At 72.1% G+C, this 19,707-nt stretch carries 9 protein-coding genes and 1 pseudogene; 8 read left to right on the plus strand and 2 right to left on the minus strand.

All coding sequences use genetic code 11. From position 1 onward, the window contains the following. The first annotated feature begins 17 nt into the window (after positions 1-17). Positions 18-2,033: an N-6 DNA methylase gene (locus tag ABD371_RS21520; RefSeq protein ID WP_344479270.1), complete on the plus strand. Its 2,016-nt coding sequence runs from the start codon at positions 18-20 to the stop codon at positions 2,031-2,033. A gap of 573 nt (positions 2,034-2,606) precedes the next feature. On the opposite strand, the pseudogene ABD371_RS21525 reads toward ABD371_RS21520, so the two are convergent. Further along, positions 2,607-3,470 (minus strand): annotated as a pseudogene (locus tag ABD371_RS21525) (serine/threonine-protein kinase); the annotation flags it as partial. Between the two features lie 161 nt (positions 3,471-3,631). Here ABD371_RS21525 and ABD371_RS21530 point away from each other — a divergent pair. The 4 genes from ABD371_RS21530 to ABD371_RS21545 are packed head-to-tail and all read left to right on the plus strand — an operon-like array spanning position 3,632 to position 13,320. Continuing rightward, complete coding sequence (locus tag ABD371_RS21530; RefSeq protein WP_344479271.1) at positions 3,632-5,362, plus strand: PD-(D/E)XK nuclease family protein; 1,731 nt, start codon at positions 3,632-3,634, stop codon at positions 5,360-5,362. A gap of 10 nt (positions 5,363-5,372) precedes the next feature. After that, complete coding sequence (locus tag ABD371_RS21535; RefSeq protein WP_344479273.1) at positions 5,373-6,524, plus strand: pPIWI_RE_Y domain-containing protein; 1,152 nt, start codon at positions 5,373-5,375, stop codon at positions 6,522-6,524. Further along, complete coding sequence (locus ABD371_RS21540; RefSeq protein ID WP_344479274.1) at positions 6,517-10,239, plus strand: pPIWI_RE_Z domain-containing protein; 3,723 nt, start codon at positions 6,517-6,519, stop codon at positions 10,237-10,239. Before ABD371_RS21535 ends, ABD371_RS21540 begins: the two co-directional genes overlap by 8 nt. A 21-nt stretch (positions 10,240-10,260) precedes the next feature. Further along, complete coding sequence (locus ABD371_RS21545) at positions 10,261-13,320, plus strand: pPIWI_RE module domain-containing protein (protein ID WP_344479276.1); 3,060 nt, start codon at positions 10,261-10,263, stop codon at positions 13,318-13,320. A 21-nt stretch (positions 13,321-13,341) separates the two neighbouring features. Here ABD371_RS21545 and ABD371_RS21550 read toward each other — a convergent pair whose 3' ends face one another. Further along, positions 13,342-16,065 carry an AfsR/SARP family transcriptional regulator gene (locus ABD371_RS21550; protein ID WP_344479277.1) on the minus strand — a complete coding sequence of 908 codons (2,724 nt, stop codon included), beginning with the start codon at positions 16,063-16,065 and terminating at the stop codon, positions 13,342-13,344. A gap of 298 nt (positions 16,066-16,363) precedes the next feature. Here ABD371_RS21550 and ABD371_RS21555 point away from each other — a divergent pair, with 298 nt between their 5' ends. The 3 genes from ABD371_RS21555 to htpG all read left to right on the plus strand — a co-directional run bounded on the left by ABD371_RS21555 (position 16,364) and on the right by htpG (position 19,577). Next, a complete protein-coding gene (locus ABD371_RS21555; protein ID WP_344479279.1) occupies positions 16,364-16,570 on the plus strand; it encodes a hypothetical protein in 207 nt (68 codons plus the stop codon). A gap of 244 nt (positions 16,571-16,814) precedes the next feature. Beyond that, positions 16,815-17,537, plus strand: coding sequence for a polysaccharide deacetylase family protein (locus ABD371_RS21560; protein WP_344479281.1), 723 nt, complete (start codon positions 16,815-16,817; stop codon positions 17,535-17,537). Between the two features lie 135 nt (positions 17,538-17,672). Then, a complete protein-coding gene (gene htpG, locus ABD371_RS21565) occupies positions 17,673-19,577 on the plus strand; it encodes a molecular chaperone HtpG (RefSeq protein ID WP_344479283.1) in 1,905 nt (634 codons plus the stop codon). Positions 19,578-19,707: the final 130 nt, after the last annotated feature.

Genomic DNA, 19,707 nt, shown 5'->3' on the forward strand with positions numbered 1-19,707 from the left:
CGATATCGGAGCACCCCATGCCCTCCCCGTCGCCCGTCACCGTGACCCTGGCTGAGATCGCCCGTCTGGCAGGGGTGGGCCGGGCGGCCGTGAGCAATTGGCGGCGGCGCTTCGACACCTTCCCCGATCCGTCCGGCGGCACGGACGCCAGTCCCCGATTCGCCCTGGCCGAGGTGGAGTCGTGGCTGCGCGCCGAGGGGAAACTGCGGCGCGAGGAAGATCTCCTGCGCTGGCTCTGGCCGCAGTTCGACGCTCTCCCCGGCCGGGCGTCGGCCGGGGAGGCCATCGCCGCGCTCGCCGAGACCGTGTCGCCGGAGGGCACACCCGGAGAGATGACGGAGGCTCAGCGAACCGCCGTGGCGGAGGCGCTGGAGGTCGCCCGCGCCCATGGCGCGGGACCCACCTTCGCCTTTCTGCTGGAGCGCTGGTCGCACACGCACATCCGGCAGATCGTCTCGACCCCCGCGCAGCTCGCCGAGCTGATGATCGCCCTGGCCGCACCTCCCGGCGAGAAGCCGCGTACCGTGCTGGATCCCGCCTGCGGGACGGGAGGGCTGCTGATAAAAGCCGGCCATCACTGGTCCTCCGGCCGGAAGCTGGAGCTGATGGGCGCGGAGGTGAACCCGGTGCTGACGCGGCTCGCCCGGGGGCGCGTCGCGATGGAGAGTCTGCCGGGGACCGCCGATGTCCGCGTCCGTACGGCCGACACGCTGCGCGCGGACGCGTGGGCCGACGCGCGCGTGGACGTGGTGCTGTGCAACCCGCCGTACAACGGACGCGACTGGGGGCACGGGGAACTCGCCACCGACGCCCGCTGGGTCCACGGCCATCCGCCGCGCACGGAACCGGAGCTGGCCTGGGTGCAGCACGCGCTGTCCCGGCTCACGGACGGCGGGACGGCGGTGCTGCTGCTGCCCCCGGGGGTGGCCAAGAGGCGCGCCGGCCGGCGGATCAGGGCCGGGCTGCTGCGCACCGGCGCTCTGCGCGCCGTGATCGCGCTCCCCTCGGGATCCGCCCCTCCCTACGGCGTCGGACTGCATCTGTGGCTTCTGCGGAAGCCCTCGGAGGGTGTCCGCCCGCCGTCGACCCTGTTGCTCGTGGACGCGGCGGAGGAGGGCGACCGGATCGGCAACGGCCCCCGGCCGCCGGTGGACTGGGACGCGCTGCTGCGGTCCCTGCCCCCGCTGACACGGGCGCACGAGGCGGGTGAAGTGGGTGAGGGTCTCGACCCGGAGTCCGTCCGGAGCGCCGCCGTGCCGGTCACGGGCCTTCTCGACGAGCAGGTGGATCTCACTCCGGCCCGGTATGTGCCGGCCGTCGGGCGATCGGCGGCCCGGAGCCGCCGGCGCTCGTGGGAGGAGTTCTCCTCGGCCGTCGGGCGGCTGGAAGAGCTCTCGGCGACCCTGTCCGCGCTGCGGCAGACGGCGGAGGGCGGCCCTCACTCCTCCATGACGACGGTCGACGAGCTGCTCCGGGCGGACGCGCTGCGGCTGCACCCGGGCCAGGCGCTCCCCCGGGGAGGCGCGGTGCAGCACGGACCCCGGCCCCCGGACGCCGTTCCCGTGCTCACGGTCGGCGAGCTGCCGCGCCGTACGGAGCCCACGGGCTGGCTCGTCCCGCACCAGGTGCGCGCGTTCGGGGGGTACATCACGCTGACCGCCCCCGACGATGTCGTGGTGGCGGTCGCCTCGCAGACGTACGGCGTCTGGGTGGAGGAAGCCGCGCCCACGGTGATCGTTCCGCAGATAGTGGCGCTGCGGCCGGATCCCGCCCTGCTCGACCCCTGGTTCCTCGCCGGGTGCCTGCGCTCCCCCGAGAACGCCCGCCGGGCGGGCTCCCACTCCACGCACGCCTCACGGGTCGATGTCCGCCGGCTCCGGGTGCCCCGGCTGCCCCTGGCCGAGCAGCGGCGGTACGGGGACGCCTTCCGCCGGATCGTCGAGCTGGAGCGGGCGCTCGCGCGCGCCGACGGGCTGGGCAGGGAGCTGACCGCCGCGCTGAGCGACGTCCTGGCGGGCGGTCGGCTGCTCTGACGGGTGCCGGGGGCCCGGGGAGCCGTCGAACGGCGGGGTGGGGTCGTCGCCCAGGGCCCATACGCAGTGCGCCACTCTCAGCCCGGCGTCGAGGAACACCTCGTGCACGCCGGGCGCGGTCTGTCCGTCGAGGGCCACGACCAGCTCCCGGCAGAGCGCGAGCGCCGCCCGTACGTCGGAGGGCCGGGCCCTCTCCCCGTGGTGGAGTCTCGCGTCCGCGCACAGCAGCTGGATCCTCGCCGTGAGTTCCGCGCGGAGCCCCCACGCGCGTACCGCGCTCCGGAGCAGCGACTCCAGCGCCGCGCAGTGCGGCCCCGGCCCCCGCCCGTCCGACAGTTCCCGCCGGGCCGCTTCCAGGGCGGCCTCCGCCTCGGCCGTCCGGAGCCGGGGGGTGTCGCGGCGCGCGGCACGGAAGCGCCCGCGCGCACGCGCCCGGACGGGCGGCGCGGGGCTCGTCCCGCCCGGCTCGCGGAAGGGGAGGGTCGGGTCGTGGGTCATGCGGGGGATCGGCTCGGGGTCGCCCTCGGCGGGCAGGAAGGGGTGGTACGCCGCACGGACCTCCTCGGCGCTGCCGAGTCGGCCCTCGACCCGCTTGACCAGCATCCGGTCCACGGTCAGGGCCAGCTCCGGGGGGAGCCCGGGGGCGCTCCCGGCGACCGGAGGGGCCGGTGTCTCGGACATGTGGTGGTACTCCAGTCCGCCTTCGGTGGTCGCGTGGAACGGCCAGCTACCCGTGTGCAGTTCGTAGGCGATGCAGCCCAGGGAGTAGATGTCGGACGCGAGGCCGACGGCTCCGTCGCGGAACTGCTCGGGGGAGGTGTAGCCGGGGGTGTTGGGACTCATGTAGCCGGGCGCGGTGTGGCGGGTCGCGCTGGGGTCCACCGGCCGGGCGATACCGAAGTCGATCACGTGCACGGTGCCCCGGTCGGTGATCATCACATTGTTCGGGTTGAGATCGCGGTGGATGAAGCCATGGCGGTGCGCGTAGGCGAGCGCCGCGGAAATCTGCACCATGACGGAGGCGACGGAGGACGGCTTCAGCGCGCCGTAGGTCTCGATGAACTCCCGGAGGGAGACTCCGTCGACCCACTCCATGACCAGATAGGGCGAACCGTCGTGGTGGCCCTGGCCCAGCCAGGCGGGAATGGAGGGGTGCCTCATCTCCCGGAGGATGGCGCACTCCCGGAGGAACCGGGCCTTCAGGCCGGGCTCCATGGACTCCACACTGGTGCCGGCCTGCTCGGCCACCTCGGCGGGGTCACGGAGGACTTTGACGGCGACCCAGATGTCCGCTTCGAGGTCGCGCGCCTTCCACAGCACGCCGAATCCGCCCTTGGAGGAATGCTCCAGACGGTAACGCCCGTCGAGCACCAGCTGTTCTGTCATGACTTCGCGTTCCGCGCCTTCCCGCTCACACCCGGCCACGCCTCTCCGCATCCGAAACCGTCGCCGCCGGAGACGGCCGGCCCGTTCATGCGGCCCTCCACTCTACAGACAACAGCCTCTGTAAAATCGTGCGTTGACGCCGTTCACGGGTCATGATTCTCTGGGCTCCGCCCGGGACACCGCCGTTCCGGTTCGAGGAGGCCCGCTCACCCATGTCCAACTGGCCTTGCGCTCTCGCCACTTCGGACGAGCTGTCCCTCGTCCGTACCGGTCTGCCCCTCACTCGCGAGGACCCCGCCGACTGTCCGGCCCAGCTGGCGGTCAGGGCCAGACCCTGGCTGAGCGCGGCCGGCCGGCTGCCCTCCCACGAGCCCTTCCTGACGTTCACACTCAAACCGCTGATGTCCGCTCTCGACCGCGTCGAATTCGGCGGGCTGACCCCCGAGGAGGCCATCGCGGAACTGCGGCGCACCCGGGGGACCTTCGGACGCGGTCGCCCCGCGCACGACGGACTGGTCGAGTGGACGGCCGAGGCGCTCCTCCGCTGGCTGGACCGCCGCGGGACATGGTGCCGCGACCGTGGCGCGGACGGGCCGCCCACCCGTGCGGTGCGGGACGAGTGGGTGGTGCGGAACCGGTCGCGCAATGCCGCCGGGCATGACGCGCACGACGCGCGCGGCGCGCGGATCTACGAGCGCACGGCCTGGGGGCGGCGGTACGCCTCCGCCGACGGCTCGGTGCGCGAGCTGTGGCTGCTCTCCTTCGGGACGGCGAAGAAGGACCGGCCCGCCGCCCAGGCCGCGGCAGCCGCCTTCGTCACCGCGTTCGGAGAGCCCTGCCGCTCCGGGTACGACGGGGAGCGCGGCCGTACGGAGCCGTACACGGCGGTCGCGCCGTACGGGCCGACGGCCGGACCCGACCGGGTGCGCGTGATCGACTTCGGCTGCGGCGACGGCACGGCCGAGGTGACGGCGGACTGTACGCCCGCCGAGGCCGCGCGCGCGTTCGAGCGGAACACCCGCCCTGTTCTGGCGCGGGTGGTGGATGGGTCCGAGCGGCGGCCCGGTCGCGGCTGTGTCGAATGCCCCGGTGCCGGGCGCTGCCCCGCGCTGCCCGGACCGCCGCCGGGGCTGATCGGGCTGCGGCGCACCGACCGGCGCCGCAAGCGGCGCAGTCTGTCCGCCAGCGATCTGCGGGCGTACGCGGAGTGCGCGGCCAAATACCATCTGACCCGGGAGCTGAAACTGCGCTCGCCCCGGCCGGAGAACCCGGCGCTGCGCCGGGGCCGCGCGGTGGACGCCCTGCTCAACGAGCGGCACGCGCTGCGAAGGCCGCGCGGCTGCCGGGGTCTTCCCGCGCCGGCCTCCGAGGTCTGGGCCGGGCTGCCCGAGGACGCCGCCCTCGCCGCCGCGGCGATGGTGGAGCGGCACGCGGCCCTGTGCCCGCTGGACCGGCTCGGCCCGGACGAGGAGGTCCGGGTGCAGCCGCGGGTCACGGCGTACGACCCCGTACTCGATGTGGTGCTGATCGCTCAGCCGGATCTGCTGCACACCCGGCGCGGCGGGTGGGTCTGGCGGGAGACGAAGACCCGGGGCGGCCGGCTGTACGACGGCGGCTCGGTGCTGGCGGGAAATCCCCAGCTCGCGCTGGCCGTCCTGCTCATGCGCACCGGCGAACCGGCCGGAGGAGACCATCGCCGCTCCCGGATCGAGGTGGAGATCCTCGGCGCGGAGGGCGGGAACCGGCTGGAGATCGACCCCTGGCGGCCCCGGGTCCACGCGGAGGCGCGGGAGATCGTCCGCGCGACGGCCGAACCCTGGTCGGCGGACGTCTCGTACCGGGCGGCCCCGGACGAGCACTGCCGGGACTGCGAGGCCCTGGACTGGTGCCGGGAGGGCCGCCGATATCTGGCCGGCGGTGCCGTCGCCCCCGGCCGGGCCTGAGGGAACGGCCGTGGAGTCCACAGCGGGCTGGGAGAACGACCGGGGCGTCGCCCTGCTCCGTCTGCTCGCCGACGCCGTCGTCGCCCTGGAGGACGAGACCGATCTCGACTCCTTCCGTCTCCCCTACCCCGCCGACGCCCAGCGGGCCCTGAACCACACGGTCCTCGCCTGTCTGCGGCGGGGTGCCGAGCCGCCGCGCTCCGTCCCGGAGCTGCTCGAATGGTGCGGCGAGCGACCGCTCGCGAGCTGGCCCCTGGACCTGCCCCGCGATGCCGCAGGCCCCGACGACCGGCTGCTGGACGAGGAGAGCGGGCTGCCGACGGAGCTGGTCCGCGAGTGGTGGGCGTACCGCGCCGACAGTCCGGCGCGCAGACACGACCGCGAAGCCATGAGCTGGGCGCTGCACAGGTGCCGTCAGCTGAGCCCGGAGGCCTACACCGCCTTCCGGCGGCTGCTGGTCGAGCGGCCGGTGCTCACGCACACCGAGTGGTTCTCCGTGATCAGCGATCCGCTTCTGATGGAGCTGCGCGACTTCCTCGGCGATCTCTACCAGGAGCCGCCACCCGGCTCCCTGCGGCCGGGGCTGGGCTGTGCCCAGTGTCTGCGCTGCGGCACCCTGCTGACCCCGGTGGCCGATACGGGGTGGTGGTGCGAGCGCGACTCCTGCCGCACCCGGGGCACGGAGCCGCCGATCGGCCGGATCATCGAGCCGGAGCGGTGCGCGGGCCTCGTCCAGCTGGACCGCCCGCTGCGGCAGTTCGTCGCCCGGCCCGGGCGTGCGGCGCTGGAGCTGGAGGCGGGGCTGCGCCGGCCCGGCGTCACCGTGGAGATGTGGCCCCCCACCCTCGCGTACACGATGCGGGTGACCTTTCCCGACGGCCGTGTCTGGGCGCTCGACGTCAAGGACTGGTCGCACCCGGCGCTGCTGGCCAGGACCGCCGCGCCCGTGCGCCCGGAACCGGCGTACGACGAGGCGTTCTGGGTGGTCCCCGACCATCGCGTCACGGCCCGGGCGGACTATCTCGCCGTCTTCCACCGCAACCGTCCCCCGGCGGCCGGGGAGCTGACTCTGCTGTCGGAGAGCGAGGTGCTGCGCCGGGCGGAGCCGCGCCCGCGACCGGCGGCGTCCGGGGACCGTGAAGAAAGCGGCGTCGATGCGTGAGCGTGACACCTGGCATCTGGAGATCACCAGGGGCCTCACCGGCTGGGACGAGGTGCTGATCGACCAGCCCGACGTCAAGCCCGTCCAACTCGCCCAGATCGAACTAGCCCTGCGTCTGCTGCAACGTCTCGATCCGCTGCGCCCGGCCCGGGACGCCTGGGTGCTCCTCGGCGGCTACCCCTTCGCCCGGGCCGCCGGAATCACGATCGGGAAGCAGGAGGAGACCATGCTCGCGGCGGCCCGGCACCGGCTGTGGACGCTCCGCCGCCACCGGCTGTGGCAGCAGTATCTGGAGATCTACCGGCAGCTGCCCCAGCGGTTGCGCGGCTACCGGATCACGGACGGGGACGGCCCCTTCCGCCAGGTCGAACCGGCCGTCGCGGCCTGGCGTTTCGAGAAGTACGACGCCGCGCTGGACGAGATCCCCGCCTTCGCGCCACGCCGGCTGAAGCTCGCCGGAGCGGGCCGGCACGCCTTCGCCGACCGGAACGGGCCGACCAAGGTGACCCTTCCCGCCGAGCTGATCGGGGAGCCGGCCCCCGGACATCCGCTGAACACGAACGGCGACGGCCGGGGCGGCTCCGGCCCCCTGGCCATTCCGCTGGATCAACTCGCCGCCACCGCACGCTGGATGGACGAACGGATCGAAGGCGACTGGCTGGACCGCTGGAGCGGTCTGGAGCTGGCCGTCCGGGACGGGGACGGCTTCCGCGACGGCGGTGATCTGCTCCTGGACGAGCTGCTGCATCTGGTCGGCATGGTGGGCGCGGGCAAGTCGACCCTGATGATCCTCATCGCCGTCTGGGCCGCCACCCGGGGTGAACCGGAAGGCTCCCGGGCCCTCCGGACCACCCTGGTCGTCGGCGACGTCGCCGAGCAGCTGCGGCTGGTGGACACCTTCCGGTCGCTGGAGCTGCGGGCCGTGCCGGTGCTCGGACCGACCACCCGGGAGACGCATGTGCAGCGGCTGCACCGCAGGCTCGCCTCCCAGGGGGAGCGCAATCTGCTGCTCCACGACGGGCCGGGCTTCGACGATCTGAGCACCGTGTGCGTCGTGGACGCCCTCCTCGACGGGACGGCCGAACCCCTGCGTTACGCGGACGGACCGTGCTCCGGGCTCCATCCGCTGGGCCCGGAACCGGAGGGCGACGGAGAGAACACCGGGAAGGCCGAGGGGCCGCCGGGCGAGCCTCCCTCGTACCGCGGGAAAGCCCGGAAGGAGCGCCGCGCCGCCCCCGCGAAGGAGCGGCCCGAAGCCGTGCTCGACGGCGAGGGCCGAGGCTGCCCGCTGTGGAGCGGCTGCCCCCGGCACGGCGCGGCCCGGGAGCAGGTGACGGCCGAGATCTGGGTGGCCAACCCCTGGAGTCTGGTCTCGACCTCGGTCTCCGCCCATCTCAACGAGGAGCGGCTGCGGCAGCTGGAACTCGTCTGTCTGCGCTCCGACATCGTCGTCGTGGACGAGGCGGACCGCGTCCAGATGACCTTCGACCAGATCTTCGCCCCGTCGGCGACCCTGGTCACCCAGGGGCTCTCGGACTCCTGGCTGGACCGGGTGCAGACCAAGAAGATCGACGAACTGGCCCAGCAGGGACGGCTTCAGCTCACCGACCGCGACATCGCCGGCTGGGACGCCGCCCTGGGCATCGTCGTCGCCGCCACCAACCGGATCTACGCCCCCCTCATCACGGACCCCGGGCTGCGCGCCTGGGTGGACATCGACTACTTCAACACCTGGACGCTCCAGGAGAAGCTGCTCGCCGAGTGGTTCCCGACACCGCGTGCCGCCGAGGACCCGGACGGCACACCCGACGAGCGGCTGCTGTACGAGGACGACGAACCGGCCGGCGACGAGGAGGCGTTCCCGCGCTTCCTGCCCGGCGAGGAGCCCTGGGCCGAGCGGCGCGACGAGGTGCAGGCCCTGCTCGACCTGGCGCGGGACGATCCGCTGGGAAACAAGGACAGTTACCGGGGTGACGCCCGGCTGCTGCTGGAGTGCGTGAACGACCTGCTGCACGGTCTGGACGAGAAGAAGTCCCGCGACCGGGTGGCGCGACTGCTGGACCGGCTGCTTGAGGGCTCGCCCTGCCTCGACGGGCGGGTGACGCCCCGGCAGCCCCCCGCCGGCGGCCGGATCGACCCGGCCGACGTCCCGGGCTCGGCGCGCTGGCGCAGGCGCGCGGTGAGCAGGCTGTCCTTCACACTTCTCCTCTACGCGCTGGAGCGGCGGCTCGACCGGCTGACCCGGCTGTGGCCCCAGGTGGAGGCCGCGCTGCGTCTGGACACCACCGGGAACGAGCTGTCCAGGAAGCCCCCGCTGGACTACGCGCCCCTGATCCCCGAGTCCCCGATGGGAAATGTGCTGGGCTTCCAGTACCTCGTGGACAAGCTCGGCCGGGACGCCGACGAGAAGCACGGACCGCTCAGCGGGACCCTGCGGTTCTTCCGCTGTGCCGGAATCGGCCGTGAACTCCTGCTGGGGCTGCCCAGGCTGGGCAACGGCGGCGGCCCGCCGGGCGCGGGCGGACCACGCGTACTGCTGATGTCGGGCACCAGCTGGGCCGGAACATCCACCAGGGCACATGTACTCGCCCCCGTCGGCGCGATCCTCAAACCGACCGAGGAGGCCCGGGAGGCCATCAGGCAGACGGTCTTCCGGACCGGCTTCCTCTACAAACCGGAGAACCCGGGGGAGGCGCTCAGCCTCTCCGGCAAAGAGCTGAAGGAGCGGCCGGCGGCGCTGACCGAGATGGTCAGCAGCCTTGCGAACGGCGGCCGGTTGGGGGTGGCCAGCCCGCTGGAGGAAGAGCTGAAGCAGATCACCGACCCGTCGCGGAACCGGGCGCTGCTGCTGGTCGGCAGCTACCGGGACGCGGCGGCCGTCGCCGAGCAGCTGCACTCCATGCAGCGGTGGCACAACCGGGTGCGGGTGCTGACCGCCGACGACACGGAGCTGACGGAGACGAACCAGGCGGTGGCCGAGGACGGCGCCGCCTTCACCTCGGTCACCTCGGTACGCCGCGGCGACCTCGCCTCCTTCGCCATGGATCCCGAGGCACAGCTGCTGGTGGCCCCGCTGCTGGCCGTGGAGCGCGGACACAACATCCTCAACAAGGACGGCAAGGCGGCCTTCGGCACCGTGTTCTTCCTGACCCGGCCGCACCCCCGCGCGGACGACATCTATCTGTCGGTGTTCGCGATCAACGACTGGGCCTGCCGTTTCATCCGGAACCACCCCGATGTCCACGGCGGCACCTTCGGCGGACTCGTGGCCGAGGCCGCCGGACTGGACGAGGCCGGACAGGAGTTCAGACGGCGGGCGCGCGCCGAATGGCGCCGTCTGGTCTCCCGCCACTATGTCTTCTCACTGCTGGAGGAGCACGAGAAGGTCTCCTTCGCCTGGGACCAGCTCGTGACCATCTGGCAGGTGATCGGCCGGCTGGTACGCGGCGGGGTCCCCGCGCGCGTGGTCTTCGTCGACGCCGCCTTCGCCCCCCTTCTCGCCGCCGCGCACGGGGACTCCGCCGGCCGCACTCCTCGGCGCGCACCGGGCGAACCGGGGCTGCTGCCACGGCTGCGCGAGGTGCTGGAGCCGTACTTCACCGAGCGCACCGGCCCGGAAGCGGAGCTGGTGCGCACCCTGTACGAGCCCCTCTACGAGGCGCTCGCCGCGCTCCTGGCCGAGCCGCCGCCCCGGCGACCGTCCCCGGCCCCGTAACCACACCCTCAGGAGGCAGCCATGGGCTTTCAGTACGCCCTCGTCGACCGCGCCGCCGTCCGGCCCGCGCCGGAGGCGGGACCGCTCACGGCCCGCTACCGCGCCATGAGAAGACCCGAGGAGTGGAACGCCGCGCTGCTCCGGCTGGTCAACCACGGGCTCCCCGCCGGGGCCACGCCCTGGCGCACCGTTCCCACCCGACGGCTGGAAGGCTCCCTGGGCACCCTCTGCCCGGAACTCTGCGTACTCCCCCGGCCCTTCGGGAGCGATCCGGCCGCGCCGGCGCACGACCCATGGCTCCTCGTCCCGGAGGACGTCCCCGACCCGCTGCCGCCCGGGGCGCTGGAAGGCATGATCAATCTGTGGGCGGCGACCCTGCCGAGGGAGCCCGCCCCGCGGGAGCTCGCCGACACCCTGCGGGAGCTGCGGAGCGACCCTCCGGTCTGGCACGAGACGGAGATCGATCTGCTCGGCTGCCCCACCAGCGAGGGAGGCACCGCACTGCCCCGGCCGTACCAGTACCGGCTGACCACGGACTGGCTCGCGCGGCGCATCGAGCGGCTGCCGCCGTACGAGTCGGGCAAGGGCCCGCTGCGCTTCCACGCCGTCCCCCGGGGCCGCCACGACCGGGGCGCGGAGCTGATGTCCCAGGCCCTGCCGCATCCCGGCGGGGGAAAGACCTGGTGGTGGTCGGTGGTGATCCGGCTGGCGCTGCACACCGCGCCCTTCGACCCGCTGCCGAGGATCCATCTCTCCTTCGGCGTACGGCGCTGGGCCACACACCCCTCGGCCAAGACCGGCAGGCTGTACCTTCCGCCCGGACGGCGCACCTCCGTCTACCTCCGCTGCCCGGTGCCCTGGCTGCCGGGCGCACCGCTCACCGGCCGCTACACGACCGCCCGCCTCGCATGGTCCCGGAGCGCGCGGACCCATGTCTGGCACGAGAACGACCCGGCCGGACTGCTGCGACCGCTCACCCTCAACCAGCCGTCGCCGCTGCCCTCCCCGGAGGAGCTGCTCACCCGACCGACCGCGTATCTGGGCGACGGGCCGGGGGTCCGCGCGGCCGTCGTCCACAGCACCGCCATGGGCACCCACGAAGTGGAACGCGGCTTCATGTCCCACCAGCGCTCCCAGCTCTTCGCCTGGGCCTGCCAGGCCCTCCCGCCCCAGCTGCGCCCCCTGCCCCCGCTGCCCCGCAACACCGTCGGCGCCCCTCTCCCCCTCAACCCCCGCCCGAAGCCCAGGAGCACCGAGGAGGGGCGCACACCGGAGGGCCGGCGGCTCGCGCTCGCCTCCGCCGTGCGCTTCCTGACCGAGGAGGGGTACGGGGACGGGGACGGGGACGGGGACGGCCCGGCGGGCGACGGCGGGCCGCCGGTGCTCACGGCGCGGCTGGTGTGGACGACTCACCGGATGCGGAAGGAGGCCGTCGCCGCGCTGACCGGTCTGCTCGGGCTGAAGGGGGACGGCGGAGACCCCGAGGCCCCCGACGACTCGGAAGATTCGAGGGATTCGAGGGATTCGAGGGATTCAGGGGACTTGTACGACGCCGAGTCCGAGGCCGTGTACGACGACGCCGGTCCGGGCCGTCCCGTCGTCCTGGAGTGGCGTACGCCCGAACTGACCGTACGGCTGCGCTGCCTCCCGCTGGGCGGCCTGGGCGACGGCCTCGCCCTGGACAGGGGCCGTACCGCCGCGGAGATCTTCGTCAACGGCGTCGTGGACCGCAGGCGCGCCGTCGCCGAGTGGCTCGCGAAGGACGGCGCGCTGCCGGACCGCCCCGGTCTCGCCCTCGTCGAGATCGACCGGGGCGTCTTCACCCCCGAGCACTCCGACCCCAAGTACGCCCTGCGGCTCGGCTGCGCGGACGCCGGGGTGGTGAGCCAGTTCGTACGGGTCCCCCGCAGGGGCAGGGAGAACAGCGGCGCGGCGTACAACACCGAGAAGGACGCCCCGCACCGCGCCCGCATGGGCTGGCTCGACGGTTTCAGACAGCTGGGGGTCCGGGTGCTGCCGGAGCACTCGCTCGGCGAGCTGCTGCCGCGCGGGCTGCGGTACGCCGCCGTGTGGGCGGTGAAGCGGCGCGGCGACGGGCCGACGCGTACGGCCCTGGCGCATCCGCTGCCGGTGGCGCTGCTCATGACGCCCGAGGGCGACGGCAGCGGGCGGGCCCGGGTCCACGGCTGGGACCTGGAGAAGGCCGACTGGGTGCCCTACCCGGTCATGCTGGCCGGGCTCACCCGTGGCGCGGGGCAGGAGTGTCTGCGGGAACTCGCCGCGTGTCTCCCCGAGGCCGAGGCCGAGGCCAGGGCCGAGGGCGACACGGACAAGGCGGATGAGGCGGACGAGGCGGATGAGACGACGGACGCCGGCCGGCACCGGGGCACACGGCTCCACGAGGAGCGGCGCAGGGCGATGGAGGGCTTTCTCCAGCATGTGCTGCCGACGCTGCGCTCCGCCCCCACGGTGCTCTTCGCCCACGCCCAGAACCTCCGCTCGCTGTGGACCTGGCTCCAGGACGGCCGGGTGGACCGGGACCTCCTCGGTTCCGGCCACGCCCCGCCCGCGGGTCTCGACCCCGATCTGCGGCTGGTACGCGTGCGCGACGACGGCGGCGAGGCGGCGGAGACTCCCCCGTGGTGGGGGACCGGGAGCCCCAGCGGCGCCAACGGTCTGGGGGCCGGTCTGTGGGGCCCGGAGCCGGGGGCCGGGGACGATCCGAGGGTCTTCCACAGCACCACGGAGAAGGCCTCGCAGTTCAAGAAGAGCGCCGTCCAGGCGGACAAGCTCACACCCCGTCCGCTCTCCCAGGGCCTGCGGAAGGGCGAGCCGACCATCGACACCGATGTGCCCGCCTGGAACCCCCACCTCTCCGAGATCGCCGTGCTCGGCTGCCACCGCGAGGACGGCGACGAGCCCGCCGCCTACGCGCTGCTCACCCACCAGCTCCGGCAGTCGGCCGACTACCAGGACGCGCTCGCCAAGCCGCTCCCCCTCCACCTCGCGGAGAAGGCCGAGGAGTACGTCCTGCCGCTGCCTTCCTGGGCTGCCGGGCCCGGCAGCCCCGACGACTCCTGATCCCCCCGGCCCCGGCGACCCTCACGGGCGGTTCCTCTCCCGCTCGACGGCCGCGTCGATGTCGCCCTCGCCCAGCCGCTCCAGCAGGAATTGGGCCCGTTCAAGCGGTTTCGACGCGTCGTGGTGCCGGCTCGCCCCGTCCAGCGCCTCGGCGAGCCAAATCAGCGTCCTGGCCTCCCTGCTGTCGTACGTCAGTGTCCGGTAGAGCTCGCAGGCCCGCTCGAAGTCCGCGACTGCGGCCCCGTGCTCCCCCATCGCGACCCGGATCCGGCCCAGGCTGAACAGCGCGTACGCCCGGCCGTTGAAGTCGTCCGTGGGGTCCAGCAGGGCCAGCGAGCGCAGACAGTGCTCCAGGGCCTCGTCGTAACGCCCGGCGTCGTAGTGGACGTTCCCGATCCCGCTCAGGGCGGCTCCCTGCCCCAGAGTGTCACCGAGCCGCTCGAAGGCCCAGAGCGCGTCGGTGAAGTGCGTCAGCGCCTCGACCGGTGCGCCAGTCTCCCGCAGCATGACACCGAGGCAGTGCCGTCCCAGCGCCGCGCTGAAGGTGTCCCTGTCCTCCTCGCTGACGCGTACCGCGCTCCGCAGCTCCCGCAGGGCCTGTCCCGGGTTGCGGAGACCGCGATGGGTCCCGGCCAGCATCCGATGGACCATGGCCACGTCCGCCAGATCTGCCTCCCGCTCCGCGGCTGCGAGCGCGCTGGTCAACAAGGTGAGTGCGTCCAGATAACGATGGGTGCGCCACTGAAAGGTCACCAAAGTCATGGAGAGCAGCCAGGTGTAACGGTCGAGTCCGCGCCTCTGTGCCGTTTCGACCGCCGCCGTGAGTGTCGGGTACTCGGCCTCGAACCAGGACATCGCGGCCGCCACGCTGCTCGGAGCTTCGATCTCGATGCTCGCGTCCTGGCCGATCGGCAGCCGTCGGCCCGGGGCGAGCTTGCGGTCACAGGCCCAGGCGTGGTGCAGCAGGAAGTTCAGCACCCGCTCCATCACGGTGGCGCGTTCGACCTCGTCCTGCCGGTTGGCCAGCTCACGGGCGTAGAGGCGGATCAGGTCGTGCAGGAAGTAACGCCCGGAGGCCTGTTCGCCCACCAGATGCATATCGGTCAAGCTGTCGAACGCGTCGGAGGTGGCGTCCCGCCTTTCCGGTTCGAGCGACCGCAGCGCTTCCCAGCTGACCGTCGGCCCCGGGTGGACCGCGAGCTGCCAGAGGAGTCGCACGGCGAGCGGCGACAGCTGTTCGACGGAGGTCTCCAGGGAGAGCCGGACGCTCAGACTCTCCGAGCCCAGATCCAGGGCACGCAGTCGGGTGCTCTCCCGTCGTAGTCCCCGGACGATGCCCCCGATCGCCTGGGGAGGACGGCGCGCGATCCGCGCGGCTGTGATCCCCAGGGCGAGGGGCAGACCATCGCAGCGTTCGACCAGCTCGGGAATGAACGGCATGGCCGTCCGCGTGCGGTCCTCACCGAGTCCGATCCGCAGCAGCTCGGCGGAGTCATGAGGGTCCAGTGGGGCGAGGTCCACCAGTTGGGCCGCCTCCCGGATCGCGAGCCCGTGCAGCTGGCGACGGCTGGTGATGATCGCCGCACTGGCCCCGGAGCCGGGAAGGAGGGGGCGGACATGGTCCTCGTTCAGCGCGTTGTCCAGCACCAGCAGAACAGCGCGGTGCGCGAACGCGGTGCGGTACGCGGAGACCATTCCGTCCAGCGTCGGAGTCTCCGGGCAAACACCGAGGTCGTTCAGGATTCTCACCAGGATCCGCTCGTGCTTCTCCGGCCCCCCGGGCGAGCTTCCGCGGAGGTCGGCGTAGAGGATGCCGTCCGGGAAGTGCCGTTCGACCAGCTCGGCCGACCGCACCGCGAGAAAGGTTTTTCCCACTCCCGGCATGCCGCCGATCGCGGTGACCCTGCTGCATCCCGGTGTCCGGCCGAGGACGGCCTGCTCGATCTTCTCGAACTCGGCCTGTCTGCCGACCAGTTTCACGGGCTGCGCGGGAAGCTGCCGGGGTTTCGACGGGACCGGTGCGGAAGCCGGGCCCATCACGTCCCCGCCCGGGCCCCCGCCCTGTGCCGTACCGGCGAGCAGCAGATGGGTGGCGGAACGGCCGGTCCGATACTCGAAGCGGACGAGGAGCGGTCCGATCAGATCCTCTCTGCCCAGGGCCCGCAGAGCTCTCACCTGGAGTTCGAGCAGAGGCTCGCACTCCGGCCAGTCGATGAGCGCCCTGGCGGCCCGGTCGCACGCGGCCCGTGCCTTTCCGCACTCCAGCTCGGCGAGCACACAGGAGACCGTGGTCTCCCGGACCTCTTCGAGGAGTTCGGCCCGCTTCTGCTTGAATCCCTCGCCGGGCAGGTCCTCCAACGGCACTCCCCGCACTTCGTCCAGTGCGGCCCGGAGCGCCACAAGACGTTCCGGCACGGTCTTCGCTGCCGCCGCCTCACTCAGATGTCCCCGGTAGCGAGCGAGGTCCGAGCTCTCCGGGTCGACCTGGATCTGGCAGATCCCGCGTTCGTTCCGCTGGGAGATTTCTGGAACAGACTGCCTTAATTGATGGAAACATTGGCGAATTCGATTGGCATTCGATTCCTCTCCCGGCCACAGGAAGCGGGTGACCGTGGCATGCGAAACGCGATGGCCGGGTGCCAGCAGCAGGGCGGCGAGGAGTTGGAGCGGTCTCGGATTCAGTGCGACCTGACGCCCCTCCCGCAGCACGACGACCGGACCCAGTACACGAAATTCCACATCCATCAGCTCCACGTCATTTTCGCGGCAGCGAGCCGCGACCGCCTGTGTCGTTGATTCCAACGAAAGAGCATGACACGGGGTACGGGGTATCGAGTAACGGACAACTAACGTTCGCCGTTTGGTGATTCACCGGCAATCTGCCAGTCTTCCAATACCCACCCCACACCGATCCGTTCGGTCGCCGAAGTACCGGTTCCTCACGTCGAGTTCATGACGTGCACCCAGGGCGATCGCAGCGTGCAGCAGGCGCCGGGGATCGAGGAACAGCGAATCGAAACAGAAAGCCAAAGGAGTTTCACCCATGAATCCGATGGAGAACGAACACATCCAGCACGACATCCGCCGGCCGAGGAAGGACAGGCGGCCCGACTCGACCATGCCGGGCCGTCGCCGCCCCCGGCCGATGCCCCAGCCGGCCACGGCCGGACACCACTGCCAGCCGTGGAAGCCGGTCAGGCCGACCGCCCAGCGAGTCCACGAGATCGAACTGCTGGCCGAATTTGAGTAGATACCCCAAGGCTCGGACACAGCCTTAGAAGCGAGCCCTGCGACAGGCGGGCCGGGACAGCCCCCGGTCCGCCTGCTGCTTTTCCGGGCGGGCGCGCGATCGCCTGCCCATTCGGGCGACGAGCCGGGCCACTGCCCTGTGAGATCCGGGGTTTGCTCTCCACCGCACCGCCCACTCACGTTCAATGGTGCGCGGTCAGGGTTCGCACGGACGCACGAGACGGTCGATCGAGAGGATGCCCTGAATGAAGAAGCACAGCGGATCGCGGATATGGCTCGGTGCCGCACTGGCGGCCCTGATGTCGTCGTTCGCGCTGGCGCCGGGGACCGCGCAGGCCGACTCCGAGCGCCGTTGCTCCGGGGGGTATGTGGCCATCACCTTCGACGACGGTCCGACGGAGACGACGGCCGAGTATCTGGAGGCGCTGCGCGCTGCCGGACGGGTCCGGGCCACCTGGTTCGTGGTCGGCCGGGCGGCCGAGGCGCGGCCGGAGGGGACGCGGCGGATCGCCGCCGGCGGGCACGAGATCGGGAATCACTCGTACACCCACCCGGACCTTGTCGGGCTCGACGCGGCCACCGCGTTCGCGGAACTGCGGGACACCAGCCGCCTGGTCCGGGCGCAGACGGGACGTGCGCCGAAGCTCTTCCGGCCGCCGTTCGGGAGCACCGACGCGCGGACTCGGCAGGACGCGGCCAGGCTCGGGATGACCGAGGTGATCTGGACGGCCGACACGGTCGACTGGAGCGGCATCCCCACCGAAACCGTCGTGGCGAACGCGCTCACGGTGCGGCCGGGCGGCATCATCCTGCTCCACGACGGTCTGCGGACGACGCTGGCGGCCATCCCGAAGATCGTCGAAGGGCTCGCCGAACGCGGCCTGTGCCCGGGCCGGATCGTACGCTCGGACACGCCGGTCGAAGCGTGGCCGGGGCTGACCTTCCATGCCAAGGCCGCGCGCTGGTGACCTGACGGGACCGGGGGAAGAGAAGCGGAAGCCGGGCCGACCCGGGGTCACGGCCCGGCGACACTCTGTTGACCATGCGGCAGGGCGCTTCCTACTCTTGATCGGATTCTTTGACCATGGCGCGAGGGGGAAACGATGACATTGACGTCGGGTGCGGAGACGTACAGTTTTCAGGCCGAGGCGGCCCAGATTCTCCATCTGATGGCCCACTCGCTCTACAGCAACAAGGAGATCTTCCTTCGCGAGCTGATCTCGAACGCGTCCGACGCCATCGACCGGCTGCGGTTCGAGCGGTACTCGGCCCCCGAGCCGGCCGGCGACGAACAGGACGAAGCGCCGCGGATCCATGTCACCTTCGACAAGGACGCGGGCACGATCACGATCGCCGACAACGGCATCGGCATGAGCCGCCAGGAGGTGATGGAGAACATCGGCACCATCGCCCGGTCGGGCACCGCCGAGTTCCTCCGGGCGCTCACCGGCGACAAGCGCCGGGACGTCGAGCTGATCGGCCAGTTCGGCGTCGGTTTCTACTCCGCGTTCGTCGTCGCCGAACGCGTGGTGCTGACCACGCGCCGGTCCGGACTGCCCTCGTCCGAGGGCGTGCGCTGGTCGTCGGACGGCAAGGGCGAATACGCGCTGGAGGCCGTCGAGCGCGCCGAGCACGGCACCACGATCGTGCTCGAACTGCGCGAGGGCGAGGACGAACTGCTCAATGAGCACAGGCTGCGCTCGATCGTCCAGCGGTACTCGGACCACATCAGCCAGCCCATCGTCCTCGGGCAGGACGAGGCCGCGGTCAACCAGGCGTCGGCCCTGTGGGCGCGCCCCAAGAGCGAGCTGACCGAGCAGGACTACCACTCGTACTACCGGCACCTCACCAACGACTACTCCGATCCGCTCGCCTACGTGCACACGAAGGTCGAGGGGCGGTACGAGTACACGCTGCTGCTGTACGTGCCCTCCCACGCGCCGCACAATCTGTGGGTCCCCGAGGCGCGCCAGGGCGTACGGCTGCATGTCCGGCGGGTCTTCATCCTTGAGGACACCGGGCAGCTGCTGCCCAACTATCTGCGGTTCATGCGCGGAGTCGTCGACTCCGCCGATCTGCCGCTCAATGTCTCCCGGGAGATCCTCCAGGGCAGCCAGGCCGTCGACCACATCCGGTCCAGCGCGGTCAAGAGGGTGCTGAGGCTGTTCAAGGAGCTGGCGGAGAGCAAGCCCGAGCAGTACGCCGACTTCTGGAAGGAGTTCGGCGGAGTGCTCAAGCAGGGCGTCTCCGACGACCCCGCCCACCGGGCGGAGATCACCGAACTCCTCCGTTTCACCTCCACCCGCTCGGCCTCGCAGGACGCCGACGTCTCGCTCAGCGACTACGTGGGCAGGATGAAGGAGGGCCAGGACAAGATCTACTACGCGCTCGCGCCCAGCCATGACGCCGCCGCGGCGAGCCCGCACCTGGAGGCGTTCCGCGCCAAGGACATCGAAGTGCTCCTGCTCGGCGAGGCGGTGGACAACTTCGTCGTCTCCGGCCCGCTGCGCGAGTACCGGGGCAAGCGGCTCCAGTCCGTCGCCCAGGGCCCTGCCGACTTCGGCGAGCTGGCCGACGAGGGCGAGAAGGAGGCCGCCGACCAGGCCGGCTCCGACTACGCCACGCTCCTCGGCCGGCTGAAGGCGCACCTGGCGGGCAAGGCCTGGGACGTACGGGTGAGCAGCCGGCTGACCACCTCCCCGGCCTGCATCGTCGCCGACGGGGTGGAGACCGACTTCACCGTCATGCAGCGCATGCGCGGTTCGGGCCTTCCCCACCAGCCGATCCTGGAGATCAACCCCCACCACCCGCTGGTCGAGCGGCTCAACCGCGAGGAGGAGGACCCCCGTCTGCGCGACTGGGCGCACATTCTGTTCGACCAGTCCGTCCTCGCCGCCGCCGCGCAGATCGAAGAGCCGACCGCGTTCGTCGCGCGGCTCAACGAGCTGCTGACATCCCTGACGGCCGACGCCTCCGACGCCTCCGAGACCGCCGAGACCGCCGGCTGAGCTTCAAAGCAGAACAGTGGAACGACCGAGCGGGCGTCTCGTACACCCGCTCGGTCGTTCCGATCGCGGCCTCGATCATCCGGGCACGCACACGCGCCGACCCTGAGGTGACCCGTATCACTCTCTGAGG

The sequence above is a fragment of the Streptomyces amakusaensis genome, assembly GCF_039532665.1.
Lineage (GTDB): Bacteria > Actinomycetota > Actinomycetes > Streptomycetales > Streptomycetaceae > Streptomyces > Streptomyces amakusaensis.